Raw genomic sequence first — 24,021 nt, 5'->3', positions numbered from 1 at the left:
CTCGTTCGCCATCCATGACTTTGACGCTGCCCACCCCCGATGCCGGCAACACGGCACAGCAGCGTTTCACCCTTGAATTGCTGTTGCAGCAACCGGTTCCGGGCCCAGAGCAACTGCTGGCAAGCCGCAACCTGCTCAGCGTCGCCCTCCCGGACGTCAGCCCCGATCAATGGCGGGCACTGCAGGCCATGCCGATCGCAATCGGTGCTGACCACCTGGACATCGCGATCCCCAGCCAGTGGCGAGACCAGGAATGGCAACACTTGATCGATCAGCTGCCGGACCAACACCGCACGATCCGCCTGCACCCCGCCATCGAAGCGGATCTGCAGCGAGCCTTGGCCAACCTTGTGCTCAATGGGGATGTGTCCCGCGCTGAAGCGATGGGCAAAGCCAGTAAACCAGGCGAATTGCAGCGCTTGATCGGTGAAATCTGAAGCCAGGGGGTAAGCATCGATGGCCGCCTTCATTGCCTCCTACGCCGGGCCCACCGGACAACCACGAACGGTGACGATCAAGGCAGCCAACCTGGCTGAAGCCAGAAAGCTTTTGCGGCGTCGGGGCATTCGCGCCGAAGAGCTTCGGCCCGTCAGCGCTGGAAACACCCAGAACGGCAAAGCAGACGGGGCCGACACGGCTGGGCTCAAATCGATCAACCTCAACCGCATGTTTGAGAAGACGCCGGGCGCCAAGGAGAAGGCCTTGTTCGCCAGCAAGCTGGCGGCCCTGGTCGATGCCGGCGTGCCGATCGTGCGCAGCCTCGATCTGATGGCGACGCAGCAGAAGCTGCCGATGTTCAAACGTGCGCTCACCAAGGTGAGCCTCGACGTCAATGAGGGCATTGCCCTGGCAACAGCCCTGCGTCAGTGGCCGAAGGTGTTTGATCAGCGCAGCATCGCCATGGTGGAAGCCGGTGAAGCTGGCGGCGTCCTGGATGAGGCCCTGAAGCGACTGGCCAAGCTGCTGGAAGACAACGCCAAACTTCAGAACCAGATCAAGGGAGCCTTGGGCTATCCCATCGCCGTGCTGGTGATCGCCATCCTGGTGTTCCTGGGGATGACCATCTTTCTGATCCCGACATTCGCGGGGATCTTCGAAGATCTAGGCGCCGAGCTGCCGGCCTTCACCAGGCTGCTCGTTGATCTGAGCGCCCTGCTGCGTTTCTCAGCCTCGCTTTATGCGATCGGAGTGATCCTGCTGGCGATCTGGATGTTGAACCGGTTCTACGCCACCCACAACGGTCGTCGAACGATCGACCGCCTGATGCTGAAGCTGCCACTTTTCGGCGAACTGATCCTGATGACAGCGACAGCTCAGTTCTGCCGCATCCTCAGTTCGCTCACGCGGGCCGGTGTGCCGATCCTGATGTCGATGGAGATCTCGAGCGAAACCGCCGGCAACGCGATCATTTCCGATGCCATCCTTGCCTCGCGAGGCATGGTTCAGGAGGGCGTGCTCCTGAGCAATGCGCTGATCCGTCAGAAGGTGCTGCCCGACATGGCTCTGAACATGCTGGCCATCGACGAGGAAACCGGTGAGATGGACAAAATGCTCAGCAAGGTGGCGGACTTCTACGAAGACGAAGTCGGCGCCATGGTCAAGGCGCTCACCTCGATGCTCGAGCCCGCGATGATTGTGGTGGTGGCCGGAATCGTGGGATCCATCCTGCTGGCGATGTACCTGCCGATGTTCACCGTGTTTGATCAGATCCAGTGAGCCCAGCAGCGATGGCCTGGCCCGCCAGCCAACCGCCGCTCCAGCAAGCCTGAAAGTTAAAACCGCCGGTCACCCCGTCCACATCAAGCAGTTCACCCGCCAGGTAAAGACCGGGGCAGCGGCGGCTCTCCATCGTGGCGAGGTTGACCTCCCCCAAGGCGACACCGCCGGCGGTGACGAACTCCTCCCCAAAGGGTCCTCGTCCCTGGATCGGCACACGCTGCGCACAGAGCAGCTCCACCAATTGACGCTCCGCCTTGATCGGCAGATCCGCCCAACGGCGCTCTGGCTCCACCCCAGCCATGGTCAAAAAGGCTTGCCACAACCGCCGGGGCAGATGTTCGAAGGGCTTCGCTGCTGCAAGGGTTCGCCGGGCCTGCTCCTGTCGCCATTGCTGAAACCGCTCGGTCAGTCCCGACCGTCCCAACCCAGCGCTCCAATCCAATTTCAGCTCACCCTTGTAGCGGTTCTGATGCAGGACCCTGGCGGCAAAGGCTGAGAGGCGCAACGTGGCGGGTCCACTCAGACCACGATGGGTGATCAGCACCCGCCCGGTCTGGCGGAAGCGCTGATCGCCGAGCTTGAGATCAAGGCCCACATCGTCGATGGCAATGCCACTGCAGGCCGACAGGGCCGGTGCCTGCAGGGCAAGGCTGAACAGCGATGGCACCGGCGGCACCACCTGGTGGCCGAGGGCTGCCGCCAGGTTTCGGCCACTGGGATGCCCCCCCGTGGCCAGCATCAAGCAGCCCCCATGCAAAGGCTCGAGGCCTCGGCCCTCGAGCACAAACCTCCCTTCGGGGTGAACGCGCACCTTCTGGACCATCGCCTTCGTGCGCAGCTGGACACCCGACGCTCTTGCCGCCTTCTGCAGGCACTGAATCACGGCCTCAGAACGGTTCTGCTGCGGAAACATCCGTCCATCGGGTTCCTCCACCAGCGTGAGCCCATGCTCGTCAAACCAGGCGATCGCATCGCCGCAAGCGAAGCGACTGAAGGGGCCCCGCAGGGGTCGACTGCCACGGGGGTAATGAGTCGCTAGTTCACGGGGGTCCCAGCAGGCATGGGTCACATTGCAGCGACCGCCACCACTGATGCGCACCTTCTGTAGGGGTTCTGGGGTGCCTTCCAGCACCAGCACCTGCCGAACCCCATGCTCAGCGGCAGTGATCGCCGCCATGTACCCGGCAGGACCACCGCCAACAACGATCAGATCAAGCGGGCTGGAAGCGGAGGGCGACACCGTTGTTGCAGTAGCGCTTGCCGGTGGGTCGCGGTCCGTCATTGAACACGTGGCCCTGGTGCCCACCACAACGGCTGCAGTGGTATTCCGTACGCGGCAGGATCAATTTGAAATCTACTTTCGTAGCGATGGCTCCATCCAGGGGCTGCCAGAAGCTGGGCCAGCCGGTGCCGCTATCGAATTTGGCCTCCGACGAAAACAAGGCTGCATCACAACCAGCGCAGTGATAGGTGCCGGAACGCTTCTCCCCATTGAGCGGACTGGTGAAGGGGCGTTCCGTTCCCTCATTGCGCAACACGTCGTAGGCCTGGGGAGACAACCGATCACGCCACTGGTCGGCATTGAGATCCCACGAGGGATCGCCAGCTTTTGATGCGGCCAGCACAGGCTGAGGTCTCCAGAGACTGCCAAACACCCCTGCCATTGCCGCCAACAGCAACGATCGACGGGACAGAACAGCGGCACTCAAGCTCATCGGTGCTGAAGCGGGAATCTCGGGCGGTTCTAATGGATTGATGACTGCCTCCGGATCCACCGCTGCCTACCGCTTCAGTGTGGCCCCGATGCTGGATTGCACCGACCGCCACTTCCGGGTGCTGATGCGGCAGATCAGCCGCAGGGCCCTGCTCTACAGCGAAATGGTGGTGGCCCAGGCGCTGCACCACAGCAAGCGACGCAACAAGCTGCTGGACTTCGATCCTGTGGAGCATCCGATCGCCCTCCAGGTGGGGGGGGACGACCCAGCCCTGCTGGCCGAAGCGGCACGACTGGCGCAGGACTGGGGCTACGACGAGCTCAACCTCAATGTGGGTTGCCCCAGCCAGAAGGTGCAGGCCGGAAATTTCGGAGCCTGCCTGATGGCAGAACCGGATCTGGTTGCCCGCTGCGTGGAAGCCATGGTGGACGCAGGGGGACTCCCCGTGACCGTGAAGCATCGGATCGGCATTGACGATCTCGACAGCGATGCGCTGCTGACGAACTTCGTGGATCGGGTGGCGCTGGCAGGGGCCAGCCGCTTCGCTGTTCATGCCCGTAAGGCCTGGCTGGAGGGCCTTGATCCCAAGCAGAACCGGACGATTCCTCCGCTGCAGCATGAGCGCGTGGTGGCGCTAAAGCAACGCCGCCCCGACCTGGTGATTGAACTCAACGGGGGGCTGGAATCCCCTGAAGACTGCCTTCAGGCACTGGAAGGGTGCGATGGCGCCATGGTGGGCCGAGCGGCCTACAGCCATCCCCTGCGCTGGACCAGCGTCGATGCCCTCATTTTCGGGGAGGAATCACGCCAGATCCTGGCGTCAGACGTTGTGAACGGACTGCTTCCCCATGCGGCCGCTCATCTGGAGCGAGGAGGACGAATCTGGGACCTCTGCCGTCACCTGGTGCAACTCGTGGAAGGCGTCAGGGGTGCACGGCACTGGCGCCGGGAGCTGGGGGAGAAAGCCCAGCGCCCCGGGGCCGATCTGGATGTGCTGCTCAATGCCGGGCAGCAGCTCAAGGACGCAGGGCTCTGATCAACGGCTGAGGTCAGCCCTCAGCTCCGCCGTAACCGGAATAGTCATCGCCACCGCCACTGGACGATCCACGGCGACGACGGCTGCGCCCTTCGTCGTAGGCATTGCCCTCCCCAGCGTTATCGCGGGCGCCATAGCTGCGGTCTTCCCAGCCCCTTGCACCGGAGGGACGATCACCGCCGCCGCCACCGCCATAGCCGCCACCGCCGTAGCCACCGCCACCGCCACCGCCGTAGCCACCGCCGTAGCCACCGCCACCGCCGTAGCCACCGCCACCGCCACCGCCGTAGCCACCGCCACCGCCACCGCCGTAGCCACCGCCGCCGCCACCACGACGGGGGGCGCTGCCGCGGGGCTCCGCTTTGTTGATCCGCAGAGGACGGCCCATCAGTTCGGCACCCTGCAGCCCCTCAATCGCTGCCTCTTCGGTGGACTCGTCGGCCATCTCAATGAAGGCAAAACCACGCTTGCGGCCTGTATCCCGCTCGAGGGGCAGCGCGCAGTTGGTCACTTCACCGAACTGGGCAAACAGTTCGATCACATCTTCCTGCTCAGCGCGGAAGGGAAGGTTGCCGACAAAAATGCTCACGTTTTGCGTGGACCGGGTACGAAACAGTGGACCGATGAGGCCTTGAACATTGCCATCGGGCCATGACTCCGGAACGAAGTGACATACCTCTGGCTGATTAAGCGTAGACCCGGTTATGGGTGAGAGTCATCCCACCGGCTGAGTTCCGTTGAAACGCTGTAACCAGCGCTGAAGCTGTTCATCAACACGCTCAAATCCTGTCCCCCCTTCACTGCGACGGGCGGCCACAACAGCACGGGGAGCCAAGGCATCGTGCAGATCCGCCTCAAAGGCCGGGTGGAGTTCCTTCCAGGCACTCAGATCAAGGTCCCGCAACAGACATCCCTGCTCCAGACAGCGCCGGACGACAGCACCGACCAATTGATAAGCCTCGCGAAATGGAACACCGCGAGACACCAGATAGTCAGCAACATCCGTTGCGTTGGAGAAATCCTGCTCCACCGCTTCATTGAGGCGCTCGACTCTGAAATCAAGGCCTTCCTCAAACAAAATCGCCATCGCCTCAACACAATCACGGGTTGTGCGGAAGGCATCAAACAGCGCCTCCTTGTCTTCCTGAAAATCCTTGTTGTAGGCCAGAGGAAGACCCTTGATCATGGTCAGCAATCCCTGGAGATGTCCGAACACCCGTCCAGTCTTGCCCCGAACCAACTCAGGCACATCGGGATTCTTCTTCTGAGGCATCAGGCTGCTGCCCGTGGCACAGCGGTCGCTAAGCCGCACGAAGCCGAATTCCTCGGACGCCCAGGCGATCACCTCTTCCGCCAGACGGCTGAGGTGCACCATCACCAAGGAGGCGGCAGCGGAGAACTCAACGCAGAAATCGCGGTCACTGACCGCATCGAGGCTGTTGGCATAAACCTCTGCAAAACCGAGCTCCTTCGCGGTGCGCTGGCGATCAATCGGAACCGGCGTACCCGCCAGGGCGGCAGCGCCAAGCGGGCAGATGTTCACTCGTTTCCGCACATCCTGAAGTCGCTCACGGTCGCGCTCCAGCATCTCGACATAGGCGAGCAGGTGATGGGCGAGACAGAGCGGCTGAGCCCGCTGCAGGTGGGTGTACCCAGGAATCATGGTGCGGCGATGGCGACCCGCCTGGGTCAGCAACGCCCCCTGCAACCGCTGCAGATCCTGATCCAAGCCATCCAGCCGTCGCCGCAGCCAGAGGCGGAGGTCAGTCCCAACCTGATCGTTGCGGCTGCGTCCGGTGTGCAACTTCTTGCCCACGGGACCGAGCAAGGCAATCAGGCGGCGTTCCACGGCGAAATGAACGTCCTCATCTGCCAGGCCGGGCTGGAAACTGCCGGATGCCGCCTCAGCACGAACGGTTTCCAGACCCTCCACCAGCTGCTCAGCCTCCGCTTCCGTGATCACTCCCACGCTGGCGAGCATTCGGGCATGGGCGATCGACCCATCGAGATCCTCCTGAAGAAGGGTCAGGTCAAAACCGATGGAGGCGTTGAACGCCTCGATGAAGGGATGCAGACCCTGCTCAAAACGATCGCTCCAGGTGCCTGCTGCACCACCGGTCACCCCACCAGCCATCAATTCATCCATCGATTTCCTCAGCTTGTCAGGCGATTGACCGTCCCTGCACACTCGGCAACGTGACCGCCTCCGGAACTTTCAGCACCACAAGCGACGCGTCGTCCTCCAGCTGACGATCCGGACCAACAAAACGATCCAAACGTTCAAACAGGCTTTCAAGAATTCCCTGCGCTCCCTGACCACTGCGACAGGCCGTTTCAAGAGCACGAATCAGCCGCGACTCATCGAAACGATCGCCCGTGATCCCCGGTGCTTCGGTGACGCCATCGGTGTAGTAAAGCAACACGTCTCCCGGTTCAAGGCGAATCTCGCCAAGGGCGAACTCAGCTTCGGGTTGGAGACCGATCAGCAGCCCAGCCGCATCGAGCCGCATGATCACCCGTCGCTCGGCACGCCAAAGCAGGGGCGGGTTGTGGGCCGCATTGGCATAACGCAGCCGCAGCGTGCGCGGATCCAGGTCGGAATAAAACAGCGTCACAAACCGATGCGACTGCGCCAGGTCTTCCTGCGCTAACTGGTTGAGGTCGTGAAGAATCCGATCCGGTGGCAGACCGCTGAGAACCTCCGCGCGCAGCATTCCGCGCAGCATCGTCATCAGCAAACCAGCGGGCACGCCCTTGCCCATGACATCACCCATCACCAGGGCCCAGCGACCCCGCTCACGGCGTCGACCGATGAGTTCCGGACGGGTGGGAATGAAGTCGTAGTAGTCACCGCCCACCTGAAATGCAGGCCGACAGCGCGCGGCCAGATCAACGCCCTCGATCACGGGGCAACGGTCGGGCAACAACTGGGCCTGAATCTCTGCACCAATGCTGAGTTGTCGATCCACCCGCTCATGCCGGCGGGCGTCCTGCAGCATCTGATCGTTTTCGATCGCAACGCCAGCAAGATCCGCCACCAACTGAACGTGCCGACGGTGCACCTCGGTCCAGACCATCGAGCCGTTACGGGCGTACACGTAAAGGCGGCCCCGCGTCCGACCACGAGCCGTCAGAGACGTGGCAAACAAAGCCGCTTTGGGAAGGCAGCGTTGCACCAGCCGGTCGAGCGCCAACAGCTGCTGATCGTCGCTGCCGAAGCCCACAGCAGAGCCGGGTTCAAAGGCTGCCAAACGCCGCAACAGATCCTGGGACGGCTCAGCTGGACTCCCCTGCAGCTGATCACGCCAGAGGCGACCATCCGACTGAAACGGAACAAGCAAGGCCCCCTCAACACCCACCAGACGCGAGGCCACGACAGGCACAAGCTCAAGAAAGCGCTGGAGGTTGGTGAAGCTGCGGAGGGCAAACCCCAGGGAGACCAACAGATCCTGATTACGGCGCTGCTCGCTGCTGAGGCTGTCAAACAGCTGACGCAACGAAGCCATGGCCTCGGGCGAGGGGTTCCCGATCCGCTGCGCAGAACTGGGATGTCGTCCGGGCGGCTTGCTGCTCAACCTCGCACCCCCAGGGTCCGCAAGGTAGCAACGCTTCAACGTCCAGCCAGCAGAGCCTCAACGAATTCAAAACTGTTGAAGGGGCGCAAATCGCGAATCCCTTCCCCAGCGCCGATGAAACGAATCGGCAATCCAGCCTCAGACGACACCGCCAGCGCGACGCCGCCTCGGGCCGTGCCATCGAGTTTGGTGATCACAACGCCGGTGAGGCCGGCCGCCTGGGCAAAGGCCATGGCCTGGCGAAGCCCGTTCTGACCCTGACTGGCATCAAGAACCAGCAAGGATTCAACCTTCGCCTCCGGCGCCAAACGGTCGATGATCTTTCTGACTTTTTGGAGTTCCTCCATCAGGTTGTGCTTGGTCTGCAAGCGTCCGGCAGTGTCCACCAACAGCAGATCAGACTTGCGCGAGTGAGCGGCACCAATCGCGTCGAAGACAACGGCAGCGGGATCGGCGTTGCTGCTGGGGTTGGACACCACCGGAACATCACTGCGCTCTCCCCAGACCTCAACCTGCTGGACTGCTGCAGCCCGGAAGGTGTCGGCGGCCGCGATCAGAGCTGAATAGCCGCTGCGAACAGCAAGGTTGGCAAGTTTTCCAAGGGTGGTGGTCTTACCAACCCCATTCACCCCAACCATCAACCAGATGTTGAGGCGATCCCGTTCGGGCGCCAAAAGAGGAACACCACTGGCCTGGATCGGGGCATCCAACAGGCCACGCAGTTGTTCCTTGAGGAAGCGAATCCCCTCCGCAGGATCGACCACCTCCTCATTCATCCGCTGTCGCAAGGCATCCAGCACCTGATCGGTGGCCTGGACGCCGGCATCAGCCCGGAGCAACAGGGTTTCGAGATCGTCGAGAACCTCCGGCGTCAGCGGATCGTCACCGAGATTTTCCAAAAGGCTGGTGACAAAGCCCTGACGGGTCTTTTCAAGACCGCGGCGCAGCCGACCCAACCAATCGATTTCCTCGAGGGAAACCTGATCAACTCGACGGCCCTGGGCTGCAAGCACCTCAGCAGACCAGGTGAAATCCTGATCAAAGTCACCCAACTGCGGCTCTTCTGAGTCGACAGCTGGCGCAGGGGTTGGAGCCGGCTTGGGTGCAGGGGGAGCCTCGAGAGCCCGTTCATCCAGATCCTGCTGTCGCTGCTGGCGTTGAGCCGCGGCCTGCTCCAGCAGCGATAGTCCGGGGGCTGGCGCTGGAGACGGCGTCGGTAAGGGTGCTGGAGACGGGGTTGGTAGTGGTGCCGGTCCTGGTGTAGGTGAAGGCGCTGGTTCTGGACTGGGCGCAGGGGTGGGCTCGGGGGCCGCTTCGGCAACAGAGGCCGCAGCCTGTTGTTGAGCCTTCAGCCGGGCATAGGCCTCACGGGCCCAAACCAGAGCCTCATCCTCTTCCTCACTGGCTGCGGGAGCTGGAGTCGGCTCCGCCGATGCTGAAACGGAAGCATCAGCCCCACCAGCCGTCGGTTCCGGTGTCGGCGCGGGGGTGGGCGTCGGCTCCGGCGTCGGTGACTCCTCAGCCTGTCGTTCGAACCAGTTGAACACCATCAGGCCGATGCTTTCGATTGAGCGTCATGGAAGCGACGCAACACACCATTGATCATCCGGCGACCCTGCTCATCGCTGTAACGGTTAGCCAGCTCAACCGCCTCGTTGAACGCCACCGGAGCCGGAGTACGCAGGCTTTCCAGGTCAACGACAGCCAACCGGAGGATGTCCCGATCGATCCGCGGAAGCCGGGTCAGTCTCCAGCCCTCCATCACCTGATCCAACCGTTTGTCGATGCCCTCGCGCTGGGTAAGCACCTTCTGAACCCGGTCCATGGCGCCGCGGCGAATCTGCTCCTGGTCGCCAAGCAGCAACAGCCGAGGCAACTCAAGACTGGCGGACAAACCATTCAGCACCTGTTCAGCGGAACTCAAAGAGGCGCGCAGATGGGTGCGGACGGTGTCATGGGTTCCTGATTCGCCCTGCTGTAGCTCGCTGTCCAGCAGGGACTGCTGCGCCTGATCGAGCTCTGAAGCACTGGCATCAAGCGACTCACGCCAGTGCTGGGTGAGGGTGTCGAGGGCCTGGTCCAGGATCGAATCAAGGGCCAGGTCAGCAACTGAGGCTGACTTCTGTTCCGGCACTTGACCAAGCACCAGCAAGGCCAGCTCGCGTGTAAGGGATCGTGTGGCCATGACTCAGCTGGAAGGAGATGCAGAAGCCCGTAACTGGGCCATAAGGCTGGAGAAACTCCGATTCACAGGAGCTTCACGATCATCGGGGTTGACGATGCCGGCCGAAATGATCGTTCGGAAAGCTTCTTCAACGCTGATCTCAAGCTCTCGGACGGATCCAGCTGGAACAAGGGTGTACCAACCGGTGGTGGGATTCGGAGCGGTGGGAATGAACACACTCAAAAGAGGCTCCTTCAGATCGGATTGAAGGGAAGGTCCCACCTCCCCGGTGACAAAACCAACGCTGAACAATCCCTCCCGTGGGTACTCAACGAGAACAACACGACGGAAGCGAGAGGAGTTGTCGCGGAAAAAGGTCTCAAGCAGCTGCTTCAGCGTCTTGTAAACCGATCCAGCCAGGGGTATCCGGCTCAAGGTGCCTTCACCGAACTCCAACAGCCAGCGACCCACGATGTTTCGGGCCATCAAGCCGATCAGAAGGATGCCCATCAGAGGCACCGTGAGACCGAGAGCCAGATTGATCAGATCCTGAAGCAGTGGATTCAGGGTGATAAACGGATTGAACTGCTTCGGTATCGAGGTCAGAAACGCCAAAACAAAGCGACTGACGATCGTTGACAGCCAAATCGTTGTCGCCAGCGGGATGACCACCAGCAACCCTGCAATCAGGTCGTTTTTCAGATCCTGCCGAAGCCTTGCGGACAGCGGCAGATCAGGTCTGGGATTGGACTGGACCAAGGAGCTACTGCGCCCAGCTTTGAGTGAGGTCTGACCAACCTAACCAGCGGTCAGAGCACTGCCGTGAACGCAAGGAGCGCAAAGGCAATCGCAAGAACCACAGCCGTGATGGTTCCACCGATGAACCGCTGCTGGGATTCACGGGCCTGGCCGGCCTCAACAGTCTTGAGTTGGGCTTCCATCTGGGCGATCTGATCGTCCACCATCTTTTGTGCCGCCCGCAGCTTGTCGTCCTCCGTGGCATCGGCAGCGAGTTGACCGGCCTGGGCCAGCTGCTCACCAAGGGAGGTGACCTGCGCTACATCGGCGCGGAAGGCTCGGGCATCCTTCAGCGCTTCGCGGCCCTGGTCCAGATTGCGCTGACGGGCCACGTCACCGGCACCCCCATCCAGGGACATGGGCACGGCAATCACCATGCCGAGGGCCAACAGCGCTGAAAGGACGGCGATCAGCAGACGCAAAGGAGTGCGCTGCTTATGGGGGTGATCCAGCCGTGATCCGATCAGGCAGATCAACAAACCGGCAAATCCCAGGGGAGCAAGGGCCACCAGCGGTCCGGTGACCTGCGGGCGTGGAGCATCCGCACTCGAGTCGACACCAACAAGAACAGCAAGCATCTGCAGGACGAGGATCACCACGAGGGTCAAACCAAGCCAGCGCAGCAAGGGAGCAACCCGTCCTGTCTCAGTGCCGGTCACAGAGAAGATGCTGATAAGCGCCCAACCTTAAGGTCGATGCAAGGGCATGTCACCGATCAACAAACTCGATTAAGCGAGGCTCTGAAGCGCCGCGCCGCTGAGGAAGGGTTCAATCCCGTTGGCATTGCCAGAATCCCGGGAAGTCCAAGGCTGCAGCTGCGCACCAACGCCCTGCAGCGCTGGTTAGACCATGGTCATCAAGCTGACATGGCCTGGATGGCCGCCCCCCGTCGGCGAGACCCCAGGCTTCTGTTGGAAGGAGCCAACAGCGTGCTCGCAGTTGGCCTCAACTATTACGTCGACGCTCAACCCTCCCCCGGCTCCCTCAAAGTCGCCCGCTACGGCTGGGGGCGGGACTATCACCGTGTTGTGGATCAACGGCTGCGACGAATCGGTCGCTGGCTTACGGAACAACGGCCCGACTGCGGTTGGAGAGCCTGTGTTGACGCCACACCGCTGCTGGACAAGGCCTGGGCTGAGGAAGCCGGCCTGGGCTGGATCGGCAAGCACAGCAACCTGATTCACCCCGAACGGGGCTCCTGGATGGTGATCGGCCATCTGCTGACAACGGAGCCCTTGAACGCCGACCCACCAGCACGCAGCCTCTGTGGACGCTGCACTGCCTGCATCGATGCCTGCCCCACACATGCGATCCGCGAACCTTTTGTGGTGGATGCAAGACGGTGCCTGGCCTTTCACACGATCGAAAACCGTGAGGACGACTTACCGGAGAACATTCGCGCCGCCCTTGGAGCGTGGGTGGCAGGGTGTGACATCTGCCAGGACGTCTGCCCCTGGAACCATCGAAGCTTGCCTCAGAGCAGTGATCCCGAGGTGCAGCCACGCCCATGGCTGCTGAATCTGCAAAAAGAGCAGATCCAGAGCTGGGACGACCGCGTCTGGGACCAAAACCTGCGGGGATCGGCGTTGCGACGGATCAAACCCTGGATGTGGCGTCGCAACGCCGCTGCGGCACAACCGGATCCCACACCTACGCTTTAACGACTCCACCCTCGCTCCAGTGCTGCGTCGAATTGGCTTGCGTCGAACGCTGGCGGCTGCACTGGTCGTTCTGGGGGGTTGGTTCGGCGCCCCAGCAGCCAACGCCCTGATCCCCTACGTCTATCTGCCCACCGAAGAGGACCTCAAGGGCTCATCGATCGGCATCGGTCGGACCGCTGCACAGCTGCTTCAGCTGGGGCAGGCCAAGGACGCAGCACGACTCGCAGCTCTGGCGGTACGGCTCAACCCCAATGACGAACGGTTCTGGTCGATCCTTGCGGAAGCTCAACTGCGCAACAACAACCTCAAGGACGCAAGCCGATCGCTGGCCCGGGCCAAGCAGCTGAATCCTGAAAAAGCCGGCCTGTGGTTCGCCGAAGCAGCGATCGCCCTGCGGGCAGAGCGACCGGACGATGCCGTTCCCTTGATTACCCGCGGACTCCAATTGGATCCGAACAATGCTTCGGCCTATTTCGACCTCGGCAACGCCAGGATCATGCAGGGCGAACTCCCTCTGGCCCTGAAGTCGTTCGAACAAGCCACGGGCCTGAAGCCGGAGTTCTGGGAAGCCCTGAACAACCAGGCCCTGGTGCTTTTTGAGATGGGCCAGCGGCAGGAAGCGGTGCGGCGTTGGCGCCGGGTGTTGAAGCTGGAGACCAACGCAGAACCGATGCTGGCCCTGGCCGCAGCGCTGCATCAACAGGGTGAGCAGACCGAGGCGATCCAGCTGGCATCCACAGCATTGGCCAAGAACCCCAACTACGTTCTGCCCCTGCATCAAGCCGAACAGCTTTGGGGTGTGCGCATCCGTGAGGCGACGGCAGAATTGCTGAGCGAGCCGCAGCTCACCAACAGCGTGGAACGAGCCCAAGCCAACGCAACGTGGAAGAAAAGCCAGTGATCATCTGTAGGCTGAGCGCCTTCCGGTCGGAGAGCGACAGACCGAATGGCTGAGGAGCGCGTTGAACCGATCGCCCTGCATCAGGAGATGCAGCGCTCCTACCTCGAATACGCGATGAGCGTGATCGTGGGTCGGGCGTTGCCCGATGCCCGCGATGGTCTCAAACCCGTCCAGCGGCGGATTCTGTACGCGATGCAGGAACTGGGGCTCACCCCAGACCGTCCTTATCGGAAATGCGCGAGGGTTGTTGGTGACGTCCTCGGCAAATACCACCCCCACGGTGATCAGGCCGTTTACGACGCCTTGGTGCGGCTTGTTCAGAGCTTCTCCAGCCGTCATCCACTGCTCGACGGCCATGGCAATTTCGGCTCGGTGGATGACGACCCACCGGCGGCCATGCGGTACACCGAAACCCGCCTGGCGCCGATCTCTTACCAGGCGATGCTGGAGGAGATCGGTGAAGACACGGTTGATTTCGCACCGAACTTCGATGGGTCCCAACAGGAACCCACCGTTCTTCCAGCCCAGCTTCCCTTTCTGCTGCTGAACGGCTGCTCCGGCATCGCCGTTGGCATGGCCACCAGCATTCCCCCGCACAACCTGGGAGAGGTGGTGGATGGCCTGATCGCCCTGATCCGCAAACCGGAACTGAGTGACGAAAAACTGCTGGCGCTGATCCCAGGGCCCGACTTCCCCACAGGCGGTGAAGTGCTTATCAGCTCAGGCCTGCGGGACACCTACCTGCATGGACGCGGCAGCATCCCGATGCGCGGCGTGGCCCACACCGAAGAGGTGCAACCGGGCAAAGGGCGCCACAAACGCAATGCCGTGGTCGTCACCGAACTGCCGTACCAGCTCAGCAAGGCCGGCTGGATCGAAAAACTGGCGGAGTCCGTCAACGACGGAAAAATCGGCGGAATAGCCGACATCCGCGATGAAAGCGATCGCGAAGGCATGCGTGTGGTGGTGGAGCTGCGTCGCGATGCAGATCCCGAGAAGGTGCTGAAGGATCTGCAACGGCGAACGGCACTGCAGAGCAACTTCGGAGCCATCCTTCTCGCCCTGGTGGATGGACAACCCCAGCAACTGTCGCTGCGCCAACTGCTGCAAACTTTCCTCGATTTCAGGGAACTGACCCTGATCCGGCGCACCAGTCATGCCCTGCGCAAGACCGAAGACCGGCTTGAGGTGGTGGAAGGACTGATCACAGCCCTGAACAACCTTCAGGCCGTGATCGCCATGATTCAGAAAGCGAATGACGCCGCTTCAGCCCGCGCCAGCCTGATGGTGCGCCTCGACCTCAGCGAACGGCAGGCGGATGCGGTGTTGGCCATGCCCCTGAGGCGCCTGACCGGACTCGAACAGGAAAGCCTGCGCCAGGAGCTGGATGAGCTTCGAGCGGAACGCCAACGCCTGAAGTTGCTCCTGGATAACCGGGATCAGCTGCTGGACGCGATGGTGACAGAGCTCAAGGCCTTGAAAAAACGCTTCAGCACCCCGCGGCGAACTCGCCTGGTGGAGGGCGGTGATGCCCTGATGGCCGAGCGGGCAGCCAGCCTACGGCCGAACACGGAACTGCTGCGTCAGCAGGCCCTGGCTGCACTGCCCGGAGATGGTCGGGTGCTGATCCAGGCCGATGGTCAAGTGAAAATCGTCACCCCCCAGGTGCTGGGACGACTGCACCTCAATGATCCCTGCCCCATTGGTGATGCACCATCTCCGGCACGGGTGATCCTGCCGATCGAGCCACCACCACGACTCTTGGCGGCGAGTGCGGGAGGACGCATCGCCCAGGTGCGCTGGGAATTTGCTGGACAGCAACCCGGCCCGATTGACCGATTCCTGCCCACGGGCCTTGACGGGGACCCCATCGTTTCGCTGCTGTCGCTGCCCAGCCAGAACCTCGACGCCCTGAGTCTGGGCTTGCTCAGCAGCGATGGACGCTTTAAGCGGCTCCCCCTCAGCGAAGTGGTGGACCTTTCCGGTCGAGCCACCAGCGTTCTCAAGTTGAAAGAGGGAGTCGAGCTCAACAGTGCAGTGATCTGCCGCGATCAGGGAACACTGGTGCTGATCAGCGACATCGGTCGCCTGCTGCGACTGCGAGTCACTGAAGATTCACTTCCGTTGATGGGTCGATTGGCACAGGGACCCATGACCATGCGATTGCTCCCCGGGGAACAGATCGTTGGAGCCGTCTGCACGGAACAGGCACCACTGATGCTGATCACCAGGCAGGGAATGATCGGGCGAATCGACTGTTCAGGCCTGCGCTACAACCAGCGGGGCGATCTTGGCAGCATGGCGGTACAGATTGATGCGGAATCGGATCGCCTGGTGGGCATCAGCACCGGACCAGGTCTTGTTGGTGTGCGCACCAGCAAGGATCGTCACGGACGATTGGATCCGGACAACATCAACATCTCAAAACCCGGAGACAAACTCACGGAACAGACGTCTCTTCAGAAGGGAGAGGCCATCGTTGATGTGATCAACGCCATTCAACCGAACCCCTAAACCCCGATTAGGAGCGGCAGTTCTGCTCCAACCACTGGAAATAATCTTCGTCGATTCCACCGGTCACATAGTGGCCATCAAAACAAGACATCTCGAGATCCTTGATCTCAGTGTTCTCCACAATGCTTTCCAGCAAGTTCTCAACGGTCTGATACACAACATGATCGGCCCCGAGAACATCTGAGATCTGCTCACTGGTTCGGCCGTGGGCAAGAAGCTCCGCCCGGGTTGGCATGTTGATCCCATAAACATTGGGATAGCGAACCGGTGGAGCAGCCGAGGTGAACGTCACCTTGTTGGCACCAGCACTGCGTGCCATCTGAACAATCTCGCGGGATGTTGTTCCACGAACAATCGAATCGTCAACAATCAGAACATTTTTCCCGGCGAATTCAGTTCCGAGAGCATTGAGCTTCTGCCGCACTGATTTCTTCCTTTCAGCTTGACCCGGCATGATGAAGGTGCGGCCGACATAACGGTTTTTATAAAACCCTTCTCGATACTCAAGACCCAATTGCTTGGCCACCTGCATCGCCGAAGGTCTTGCTGAATCAGGAATCGGCATCACAACATCAATATCACCAGCCGGCAATGTTTCAGCAATGGTTTGAGCCAGACGATCACCCATCCGTAAACGCGACTCATAGACCGATATGCCGTTCATAACAGAATCCGGCCGCGCCAAATACACGTACTCAAAAGCACAGGGAATCAAGCGAGGAGACTCAGCACACTGACGCTGGTGCAAGTTCGAATCAGCATCGATGAACACCGCCTCGCCGGGATCAACATCGCGAACGATCTCGTAACCACTGTTTTCAATCACCAGCGATTCGCTAGCGACAATCCACTCCTCACGACCCTGGTCAGACAACCGCCTGCCGAGAATCAGGGGACGAATTCCATAGGGATCCCGGAAGGCCAGCATTCCGTGGCCCGCAATCAAAGCAATCGCCGCGTAGGAGCCCTGAACGCGGTGATGGAGTGACGCCACCGCATCAAACAACTGATCCGGTGTCAGATCACGACCTGTGAGTTGGGATTGAATCTCCGTGGCCAACACATTGACCAGCATCTCCGTATCGCTGGTGGAATTGGTGTGACGACGATCAATCTTGAACAGATCCTGCTCAAGCTGAAGGGTGTTGGTGAGATTGCCGTTGTGAACGAAAGTGATGCCATAGGGGGCATTCACATAGAACGGCTGAACTTCCTCTTCTGACGCAGCAGCTCCACGGGTGGCATAACGAACGTGACCGATCCCGGCATTACCCAGCAGCTTTCGCATGTCTCTTGTGCGAAAGGCTTCACGCACACGTCCCCTTTGTTTGTGCACGTGGAAGGTGTGATTGTCCATCGTGACAATCCCTGCCGAGTCCTGACCGCGGTGCTGAAGCAGAAGCAGATTGTCGTAGATCTGTTGGTTGACCGAGTCAACACAGAACATTCCGATAATGCCGCACATGATGAATCCGAAGTCAGAGAGATAAGGAAGAGAAACGACCGTCAGGCAACGCCTGACTCAATCACTCCGAATGAATCCGTCGGGGCAACGCATCACGGAAAACAGCAGCACAGCGTTGCACCTCAAGATCAAGCTGAACGGCTGATTCGGATCGGATCACCAATCGAGGCTCCGCAGTCACGCTGCCCAGCTGGGTGACGCAAAGCGCTGGCTTGGATCCGATCAACTGCTCCCATGCAGGGAAGGATGCTGCATTCACCGACACAATCACCCGGCTGCCACCTTCGGCGAACAGAACCCGCTCCAAGCGCGCTGAGCCTGTGGACAAGGTCACGCTGATGCCCAGATCGGAGGCGATGCAGGATTCGGCCAACGCCACGGCCAAGCCGCCATCACTGCAATCGTGGGCGGAGGCCAACAAACCTTGAGCAATGGCCTCACGCACCAAATGCCCCACCGCTGCTTCGAGGGCAAGATCGGGCTTGGGCGGTCGTCCGGCCAAGGAGCCAAGGGTCTGCTGCTGATAGGCACTACCGGCCAAACCAAGGCTGGGATCGGCACCATCCTCCGGGGGAACACCAATGAGGAAGATCGCATCGCCGGGCTGTTGCCAGGCCAAGCCAGTCACACGGCTGATGTCATCCACACCACCAACCATGCCGATCACCGGCGTGGGGTGGATCGGCTGCATCGTTCCGTCGTCCTGTTTGGTCTCGTTGTAGAGCGAGACATTGCCTCCAGTGACGGGGGTGTTGAGGGCACGGCAGGCATCGGAGATCCCGCGGCAGGCCATGGCCAGCTGCCAGAAGCCCTTGGGTGTTTCCGGTGACGGGAAATTGAGGTTGTCGGTCACCGCTAGGGGCTCCGCCCCGACACAGCTCAGGTTGCGTGCCGCTTCGGCAACGGCCGCCTGAGCGCCGCGTTCGGGATCCAGGGCAACCCAACGGTTTGGGCAATCCACCGTGGCAGCAACACCACGATTGGATGCGGCCATGGATCCATCGCCTTGCTGAGGTCTCAACCGCACCACGGCGGCATCAGCGGCTCCAGAAGAGACCACCGTGTTGGCCAGCACCTGCTGGTCGTACTGACGGTGAACCCACTGCTTACTCGCAATGGTGGGGTCATCCAGAAGCTGAAGCAGGGCTGTCGCTGCATCGCTCAGCTCCGGAAGCTCCTGCTCGGTCCAACTCCAGAGCGCCTGAAGGTCGGCCGGGGGCTCCTGCAACAGAGCATGTTTTTCGATTGGGGTGTCATCGGCAAGAGCCGTGGCCGGCACCTCAGCGGCGACAGCACCGTGATGCAACACCCGCACAATCGGTTCCTGGAGCACCTTGCCCACAACCGCCGCCTGCAGTCCCCAGCGACGGAAGCGCTGCATCAAGGCGTCCTCCCGGCCGGCCTTCACCACGAACAACATCCGTTCCTGGGATTCCGACAACAGGAACTCGTAAGCCGTCATCCCGGTTTCACGGGCCGGAACACGGTCCAGATCCAGTTCCACCCCCAGGCCCCCTTTGGCAGCCATTTCCGAACAGCTGCAGGTGAGACCAGCGGCGCCCATGTCCTGAGCAGCCACCACATCACCACTGGCGAAGGCCTCAAGGCAGGCTTCGATCAGCCCTTTCTCCAAAAACGGATCGCCCACTTGCACGGCGGGGCGATCATCGAGGGAATCGGCACTGAGCTCAGCACTGGCAAAGCTGGCTCCCCCCATACCGTCCCGACCGGTGGTGCTGCCCACGTACACCACAGGATTGCCGACGCCGATCGCACCGGATTTGACGATCTCCTCGGTCTCCATCAGGCCAAGGGCCATGGCATTCACCAGCGGATTGCCGGAATAGGAAGGATCAAAAGCCACCTCGCCACCCACCGTCGGCACCCCAACGCAGTTGCCGTAATGGGCAATGCCGGCCACAACGCCTTCCATCAGGCCAACGTTGGCGGGATCCTCAAGTGGGCCGAAGCGCAGAGCGTTCAGCAGCGCGATCGGACGGGCCCCCATCGTGAAGATGTCACGCAGGATGCCGCCCACCCCTGTGGCCGCCCCCTGAAAGGGTTCGACGGCGGAAGGGTGGTTGTGGCTTTCGATCTTGAAGGCCAACCGGTGGCCCCCACCGAGATCCACCACACCAGCGTTTTCGCCGGGTCCAACAAGGATGCATGGTCCCTCCGTGGGGAAACCACTCAGCAGAGGCCGGGAATTGCGATAACAGCAGTGTTCGGACCACATCACGCCGAACATGCCCAGTTCGGCTCGATTCGGCTCGCGGCCGAGACGCCGACAGATCTCATCCCAGTCACTGGGCTTGAGCCCTTCCTGCTTCAGGGCTGCAGCTATGTCGTACGCAGGGGAGGAAACCACGAATCGCGGAGCACCTCCTCCCAGTGTTGCCGACCGCCCGTCAGACCCAGGGATCTTCGTCCTCGCAGCGGCGGCGAGAGGGAGGCTCATCCCAGCTTTCGTCGTCCCAGACTTCAGGTCCAGACACCTCTCTTGGTTCATCCTCGTCGTCGGATCTGAAGCGCACGCTTTCCGATCGCAGCTCTTCGATGGGCGAGTCGTCCAACCAACCCTCCAGGCGATCGCTGGCCCGATCACCCATGGAACGCAACTGGTCCCGCCAGTGTTGGGTGCGTTGGAGCAGATCGTGCCGAACGCTGGCGCGGGCCATGGGCAGATCGTCCAATCCCATCAGGCCGGTTTGGATCTGGCCCGGTTGTTGATCAAGGATGCGATCGGGAGCCAAACGCCATCGGGAACTCCCCGGCAACCGCGGGTCGCTGCGGGCGATCAGGTAGTGAAGAATCGCGCCATCGGCAGGTCGAAAATCAAGGTCCACAACGCTGCCGATCCGCTCACCGTCACGATCCAGCAAGGCTGCATCCATCAGCGTGGGCAAGCGCTCCAGAGTCACCTGATCGGTGACCGCCGGCTCGCCACGGACAAACACCTGTTGATCGCTCAAACCACAACACTGGTTCAAACGCCAGACATCCCGTGACATGCGCAGGGCTGATGGACGGCTGACCCAGCCCAGAAGACGATGCACTGGCGGATGCATCCAGGCCATGACCCCAGGCCCGTGATCCAGACCCAGATCACAACGAACCGTATGACTCAGAAGATCACTGAGGAGCAGCTGATCCGGTAGCGACACATCAGGAACGAATCTGAACAGGCATCACCAGATAGGTGAAGGCTTCGGACGCGTCCTCGGAACGGAGCACAGCCGGCGTGGTGGGCGCGTTGCAGTGCAGAACAATCCGATCAGAGCCCATGGCTTTCAGGCCATCCAGCAGATAGCGAACATTGAAGGCGATCTGCATGGCGTCACCCTCCAAGTTGGAGGGAAGCGATTCAGAGCCACTGCCCACATCCTGCGCATCGGCACTGATCTGGACAACACCGTCCTCGGGCTGACTGCTGAATTTCACAACGTTGTTGTGTTGATCAGCGAGAACAGCAATCCGCTCCAAAGCAGCGATCAGGGCGCGACGGTCCATTCCAAAGGTGCGGGTGAAACCATCGGGGATCAGCTGGCCGTAATTGGGATAGGTGCCTTCCAAGGTGCGGCTGGTGACCATTTGATCGGCCGCAAGAAACACCACCTGGCCGCGATCACAGAACAAACTGACCGGTTCATCGGACCGCCAGGACGCCATCAGCCGCTCCACCTCCCGAAGGGAGCGCGATGGAAGAGTCACGGCGAACCCCTCGTCGTCCACCGCATCGGTCACGGCCGCATCCTGCAGGGCATCTTCAACATTGAGCACGGCAAGGCGGTGACCATCGGTGGCAGCCGCTTCCAGAGCTCGCTGGTTGAATTTGAGATGCACGCCGGTGAGCAGTTGCTTCGCTTCATCAGCACTGCTGGCAAACAGAGTGCCTTTGAGGGCCTGCACCAACCGTTCAGGTTGCAGCTTGAGCGTCATGCCGCTCTCCACCATCGGAAGATCGGGATAGTCGTCAGCGCTCATGCCGCGCATCTGATAGCTACCGCTGAGGCTGGTGAGCTGAACCTGCTCACCGGAATCGTCTACGGCGAGGGTGACCGGAGAATCGCTGGACAAGCGCGACACGATCTCTCCCAGCAGCCGGGCCGGCAGTGTGATGGCCCCGCTGGTTTCCACACTCGCGGCGAGGGACGTCTGAATTCCCAGGCTCAGGTCAAAACCGGTCAGGCTGAGGCGGTTGCTGCCGGCATCGGCGGTGAGCAAAACATTGGCCAAAACCGGGTGCGTGGGGCGTGTAGCGACTGCACGGCTCACCAATTGCAGAGCGCTATTCAGTTCGGACTGTGAACAGACCACCTTCATCGTCCTGAAGACCTGAGCGCGCTGAGGTGTCCCACGGTTTCACAGGCTGAGGGGAAGTGCAATGGCCAACGGTTCGGGTGCCTCTGTTCGGCTGTTTGGTTGTTATGGATTTAAAAAATAAAAAACAAAAACAGCAGTTGTAGGGCCTGGGGAAAAGGGGGAAAGAAGCTCAGAACTCAGTGCTCACAACAGTTCTCGATGAGCCAGAACTGAGGAGAATTTTTCACAGGATGGGGAGTAAGGCTTCGTTTTCCACCTCTTCACAGCGGGTGGAAAACTCGCGCGACAAACCGGTGGATAGTTCTCGGCTGTTTTCCACAGCGTGTTGGGGTGGTTTTCGGGTGTCTTCCGCAGCCGCTTTGTCGGTTGGTTTTGTCTTACGGCCACAAAAAAGCCCCCTGACGGGGGCAGCAGTGCGTTGATGCAAGGCGGTGTGTCAGAAGCCCATCACACTGGCGACGGTGTCCAGATCAGGATTGAGGTTGGTGTGGAAGGCGGCGTCGTTGTTGCTGATGGCGCAGTCGGGATCCTTGAGGCCGTTGCCGGTCAGAACGCAGACCACCGTGGCGCCGGCTGGCACTTCATCTTTGCGCTTGAGCAGGCCTGCCACAGAGGCAGCGCTGGCGGGTTCACAGAAGATTCCCTCCTGGCCGCCAAGCAGCTTGTAGGCCGAGATGATCTCCGCGTCGGTCACATCCAGGAACGCGCCATTGCTGGCTTCGCGAGCTGCCAGGGCCTTGGCTCGGTTGACCGGGTTGCCAATGCGAATGGCGGTGGCGATGGTTTCGGGGTCCGTCACCGTGGTGTTGTTCACCAGAGGGGCGGATCCGCTGGCCTGGAATCCCATCATTCGGGGCAGGCTGCGGCTCCTGCCGGCCTGTTGATATTCCTGGAAACCCATCCAATAGGCGGTGATGTTTCCGGCGTTGCCCATGGGAATGCACAGCCAGTCGGGTGCATCACCGAGGGCATCCACGATTTCGAAGGCCGCCGTTTTCTGGCCCTGCAGCCGGTAGGGATTCACCGAGTTCACGAGGGTGACGGGATACTTCTTTGCCGCTTCGCGAACGATGTCGAGGGCGCGGTCGAAGTTGCCGCGGATCGCCAACACCTCAGCGCCGTACACCAACGCCTGAGCCAGTTTTCCCTGGGCGACATAGCCATCCGGGATCAAGACGAAGGCCCGCATCCCACCCCGCCTGGCATAGGCCGCAGCCGCAGCACTGGTGTTGCCCGTGCTGGCACAAATCACCGCTTCACAACCGGCTTCCTTGGCTTTGCTGATGGCCATGGTCATGCCCCGGTCCTTGAAAGACCCTGTGGGGTTCAGGCCGTCGTATTTCACGAACACCTTCACGCCCTTGCCGATCTGTTCCGCAACCGATGGCACGGGGATCAGAGGGGTGGCGCCTTCACGCAGGCTGATAACGGGCGTCGCATCGCTGACGGGCAGCCAGCTGCGATAGGCCTCAATCAGTCCAGGCCAGTCCTGCATCACAGGGGTGGCAGTGAAACGCCGACGGAGGTTCTGAAACAGGGACACCGGCTGGGATGGGGGGATTGCCGGAATCTAGGCGGCGTCCGTTCAGGGCTTGGTCAGGGTTGCGCTTCTTTCAATCCGTCCAAGGGGGAGTCGGAGAAAAACTGCACCAGACCGGCGATGGATTCCGCTTTTTCGATCACTCCAAACAGAGCCGGAAGATTCACCGCCATGACGGCATTGGGGTAGCTCTTCAAAAAGCTCACTGCCGTGAGGCCATCTTCGCTTTGCAATCCACTGATCACTCCGGCGCGGATCGCCGGAACACTCACCTCAGGTTCCGGTGTGTAGATCGGATGAATGATGCGTGCGACACGACGCAGGATGGCTTCACCGATCCGTGTGTTGATCAGACGGCTTGTGAGCACCAGGGGAAGCTCGAGGCTCTTGTTGAGCATCTGCGCCACTTCGTTGGGGTCCTGCCCGGAGAGCTCCAGCAGATCCTCCAGCAGACCAGTGGCATCACCGGTTTCGGCGAGGTGTTCGATTTCTTTCACAGGAATGGAGCGGCGGAAGGCACCACTCACCAGGGCGACCTCCGTGGCGGCATGCAGGGGTTGCATGACGCAGCTCAAACTCAGCCCAATCCCTGCTGTCATGGCCAGCAGAG

At 61.1% G+C, this 24,021-nt stretch carries 21 protein-coding genes; 6 read left to right on the top strand and 15 right to left on the bottom strand.

The annotated features are described in order from the left end of the window. The first annotated feature begins 14 nt into the window (after positions 1-14). Positions 15-437 carry a hypothetical protein gene (locus DXY02_RS13210; protein WP_114988828.1) on the top strand — a complete coding sequence of 141 codons (423 nt, stop codon included), beginning with the start codon at positions 15-17 and terminating at the stop codon, positions 435-437. A 19-nt stretch (positions 438-456) separates the two neighbouring features. Beyond that, positions 457-1,716, top strand: a complete 1,260-nt coding sequence (locus tag DXY02_RS07900; protein ID WP_114988827.1) for a type II secretion system F family protein — start codon at positions 457-459, stop codon at positions 1,714-1,716. Here the strand turns inward: DXY02_RS07900 and DXY02_RS07895 are convergent. Both DXY02_RS07895 and msrB read right to left on the bottom strand, forming a co-directional pair. Beyond that, positions 1,691-2,959: an NAD(P)/FAD-dependent oxidoreductase gene (locus DXY02_RS07895; protein WP_114988826.1), complete on the bottom strand. Its 1,269-nt coding sequence runs from the start codon at positions 2,957-2,959 to the stop codon at positions 1,691-1,693. The two genes, DXY02_RS07900 and DXY02_RS07895, sit on opposite strands and share 26 nt — an antisense overlap. Then, positions 2,931-3,434, bottom strand: a complete 504-nt coding sequence (gene msrB, locus DXY02_RS07890) for a peptide-methionine (R)-S-oxide reductase MsrB (protein WP_114988825.1) — start codon at positions 3,432-3,434, stop codon at positions 2,931-2,933. Before msrB ends, DXY02_RS07895 begins: the two co-directional genes overlap by 29 nt. Positions 3,435-3,474: 40 nt before the next feature. On the opposite strand from msrB, the gene dusA reads away from it, so the two are divergent. Beyond that, positions 3,475-4,470, top strand: a complete 996-nt coding sequence (dusA, locus tag DXY02_RS07885) for a tRNA dihydrouridine(20/20a) synthase DusA (protein WP_114988824.1) — start codon at positions 3,475-3,477, stop codon at positions 4,468-4,470. A 13-nt stretch (positions 4,471-4,483) separates the two neighbouring features. On the opposite strand, the gene DXY02_RS07880 is transcribed toward dusA, so the two are convergent. The 7 genes from DXY02_RS07880 to DXY02_RS07850 all read right to left on the bottom strand — a co-directional run bounded on the left by DXY02_RS07880 (position 4,484) and on the right by DXY02_RS07850 (position 11,666). Next, positions 4,484-5,059, bottom strand: a complete 576-nt coding sequence (locus DXY02_RS07880) for an RNA-binding protein (RefSeq protein WP_114988823.1) — start codon at positions 5,057-5,059, stop codon at positions 4,484-4,486. A gap of 126 nt (positions 5,060-5,185) precedes the next feature. Next, entirely contained in the window at positions 5,186-6,604 is a 1,419-nt protein-coding gene (gene argH, locus DXY02_RS07875; protein ID WP_170951523.1) for an argininosuccinate lyase, read from the bottom strand. Positions 6,605-6,632: 28 nt separating this feature from the next. Beyond that, positions 6,633-8,045 carry a PP2C family protein-serine/threonine phosphatase gene (locus DXY02_RS07870; protein WP_114988821.1) on the bottom strand — a complete coding sequence of 471 codons (1,413 nt, stop codon included), beginning with the start codon at positions 8,043-8,045 and terminating at the stop codon, positions 6,633-6,635. A gap of 35 nt (positions 8,046-8,080) precedes the next feature. Then, positions 8,081-9,595, bottom strand: a complete 1,515-nt coding sequence (gene ftsY, locus DXY02_RS07865) for a signal recognition particle-docking protein FtsY (protein WP_114988820.1) — start codon at positions 9,593-9,595, stop codon at positions 8,081-8,083. Continuing rightward, positions 9,595-10,230, bottom strand: a complete 636-nt coding sequence (gene nusB / locus DXY02_RS07860) for a transcription antitermination factor NusB (RefSeq protein ID WP_114988819.1) — start codon at positions 10,228-10,230, stop codon at positions 9,595-9,597. The genes ftsY and nusB overlap by 1 nt, the downstream gene beginning before the upstream one ends. A 3-nt stretch (positions 10,231-10,233) precedes the next feature. Continuing rightward, the gene (locus tag DXY02_RS07855; protein WP_006849770.1) at positions 10,234-10,968 is read right to left on the bottom strand and encodes a DUF502 domain-containing protein; all 735 of its coding nucleotides are present in this window, start codon (positions 10,966-10,968) and stop codon (positions 10,234-10,236) included. Positions 10,969-11,018: 50 nt separating this feature from the next. Further along, positions 11,019-11,666 carry an HpsJ family protein gene (locus DXY02_RS07850; protein WP_114988818.1) on the bottom strand — a complete coding sequence of 216 codons (648 nt, stop codon included), beginning with the start codon at positions 11,664-11,666 and terminating at the stop codon, positions 11,019-11,021. A 36-nt stretch (positions 11,667-11,702) separates the two neighbouring features. On the opposite strand from DXY02_RS07850, the gene queG reads away from it, so the two are divergent. From queG to DXY02_RS07835, 3 genes are read left to right on the top strand one after another with little or no spacing between them, the layout of a single operon-like run. Next, positions 11,703-12,668: a tRNA epoxyqueuosine(34) reductase QueG gene (gene queG / locus DXY02_RS07845; RefSeq protein ID WP_114988817.1), complete on the top strand. Its 966-nt coding sequence runs from the start codon at positions 11,703-11,705 to the stop codon at positions 12,666-12,668. Positions 12,669-12,705: 37 nt separating this feature from the next. Next, positions 12,706-13,569, top strand: a complete 864-nt coding sequence (locus DXY02_RS07840) for a tetratricopeptide repeat protein (RefSeq protein ID WP_244276201.1) — start codon at positions 12,706-12,708, stop codon at positions 13,567-13,569. 45 nt (positions 13,570-13,614) lie between these two features. After that, on the top strand, positions 13,615-16,083 hold the full coding sequence (locus tag DXY02_RS07835) for a DNA topoisomerase (ATP-hydrolyzing) subunit A (RefSeq protein WP_114988815.1): 2,469 nt from the start codon (positions 13,615-13,617) through the stop codon (positions 16,081-16,083). Positions 16,084-16,090: 7 nt separating this feature from the next. Here DXY02_RS07835 and purF read toward each other — a convergent pair whose 3' ends face one another. The 6 genes from purF to DXY02_RS07805 all read right to left on the bottom strand — a co-directional run bounded on the left by purF (position 16,091) and on the right by DXY02_RS07805 (position 23,974). Next, positions 16,091-17,548 (bottom strand): amidophosphoribosyltransferase, encoded by a 1,458-nt coding sequence (gene purF / locus DXY02_RS07830; RefSeq protein WP_114988814.1) that lies wholly within the window; start codon positions 17,546-17,548, stop codon positions 16,091-16,093. 61 nt (positions 17,549-17,609) lie between these two features. Then, the gene (purL, locus tag DXY02_RS07825; protein WP_114988813.1) at positions 17,610-19,916 is read right to left on the bottom strand and encodes a phosphoribosylformylglycinamidine synthase subunit PurL; all 2,307 of its coding nucleotides are present in this window, start codon (positions 19,914-19,916) and stop codon (positions 17,610-17,612) included. 40 nt (positions 19,917-19,956) lie between these two features. After that, entirely contained in the window at positions 19,957-20,712 is a 756-nt protein-coding gene (locus DXY02_RS07820) for an RNA methyltransferase (protein WP_114988812.1), read from the bottom strand. Position 20,713: 1 nt separating this feature from the next. Further along, the gene (gene dnaN / locus DXY02_RS07815; protein ID WP_114988811.1) at positions 20,714-21,871 is read right to left on the bottom strand and encodes a DNA polymerase III subunit beta; all 1,158 of its coding nucleotides are present in this window, start codon (positions 21,869-21,871) and stop codon (positions 20,714-20,716) included. A gap of 436 nt (positions 21,872-22,307) precedes the next feature. Next, entirely contained in the window at positions 22,308-23,366 is a 1,059-nt protein-coding gene (thrC, locus tag DXY02_RS07810; protein ID WP_114988890.1) for a threonine synthase, read from the bottom strand. A gap of 101 nt (positions 23,367-23,467) precedes the next feature. Then, on the bottom strand, positions 23,468-23,974 hold the full coding sequence (locus tag DXY02_RS07805; RefSeq protein ID WP_244276200.1) for an alpha/beta hydrolase: 507 nt from the start codon (positions 23,972-23,974) through the stop codon (positions 23,468-23,470). Positions 23,975-24,021 lie beyond the last annotated feature (47 nt).

Origin of the sequence: Synechococcus sp. N19 (assembly GCF_900474045.1) — a bacterium.
Taxonomy (GTDB): Bacteria; Cyanobacteriota; Cyanobacteriia; order PCC-6307; family Cyanobiaceae; genus Parasynechococcus.
Note: the sequence above shows the minus strand (reverse complement) of the source record. Positions and strands in the feature narration are given on the sequence as shown.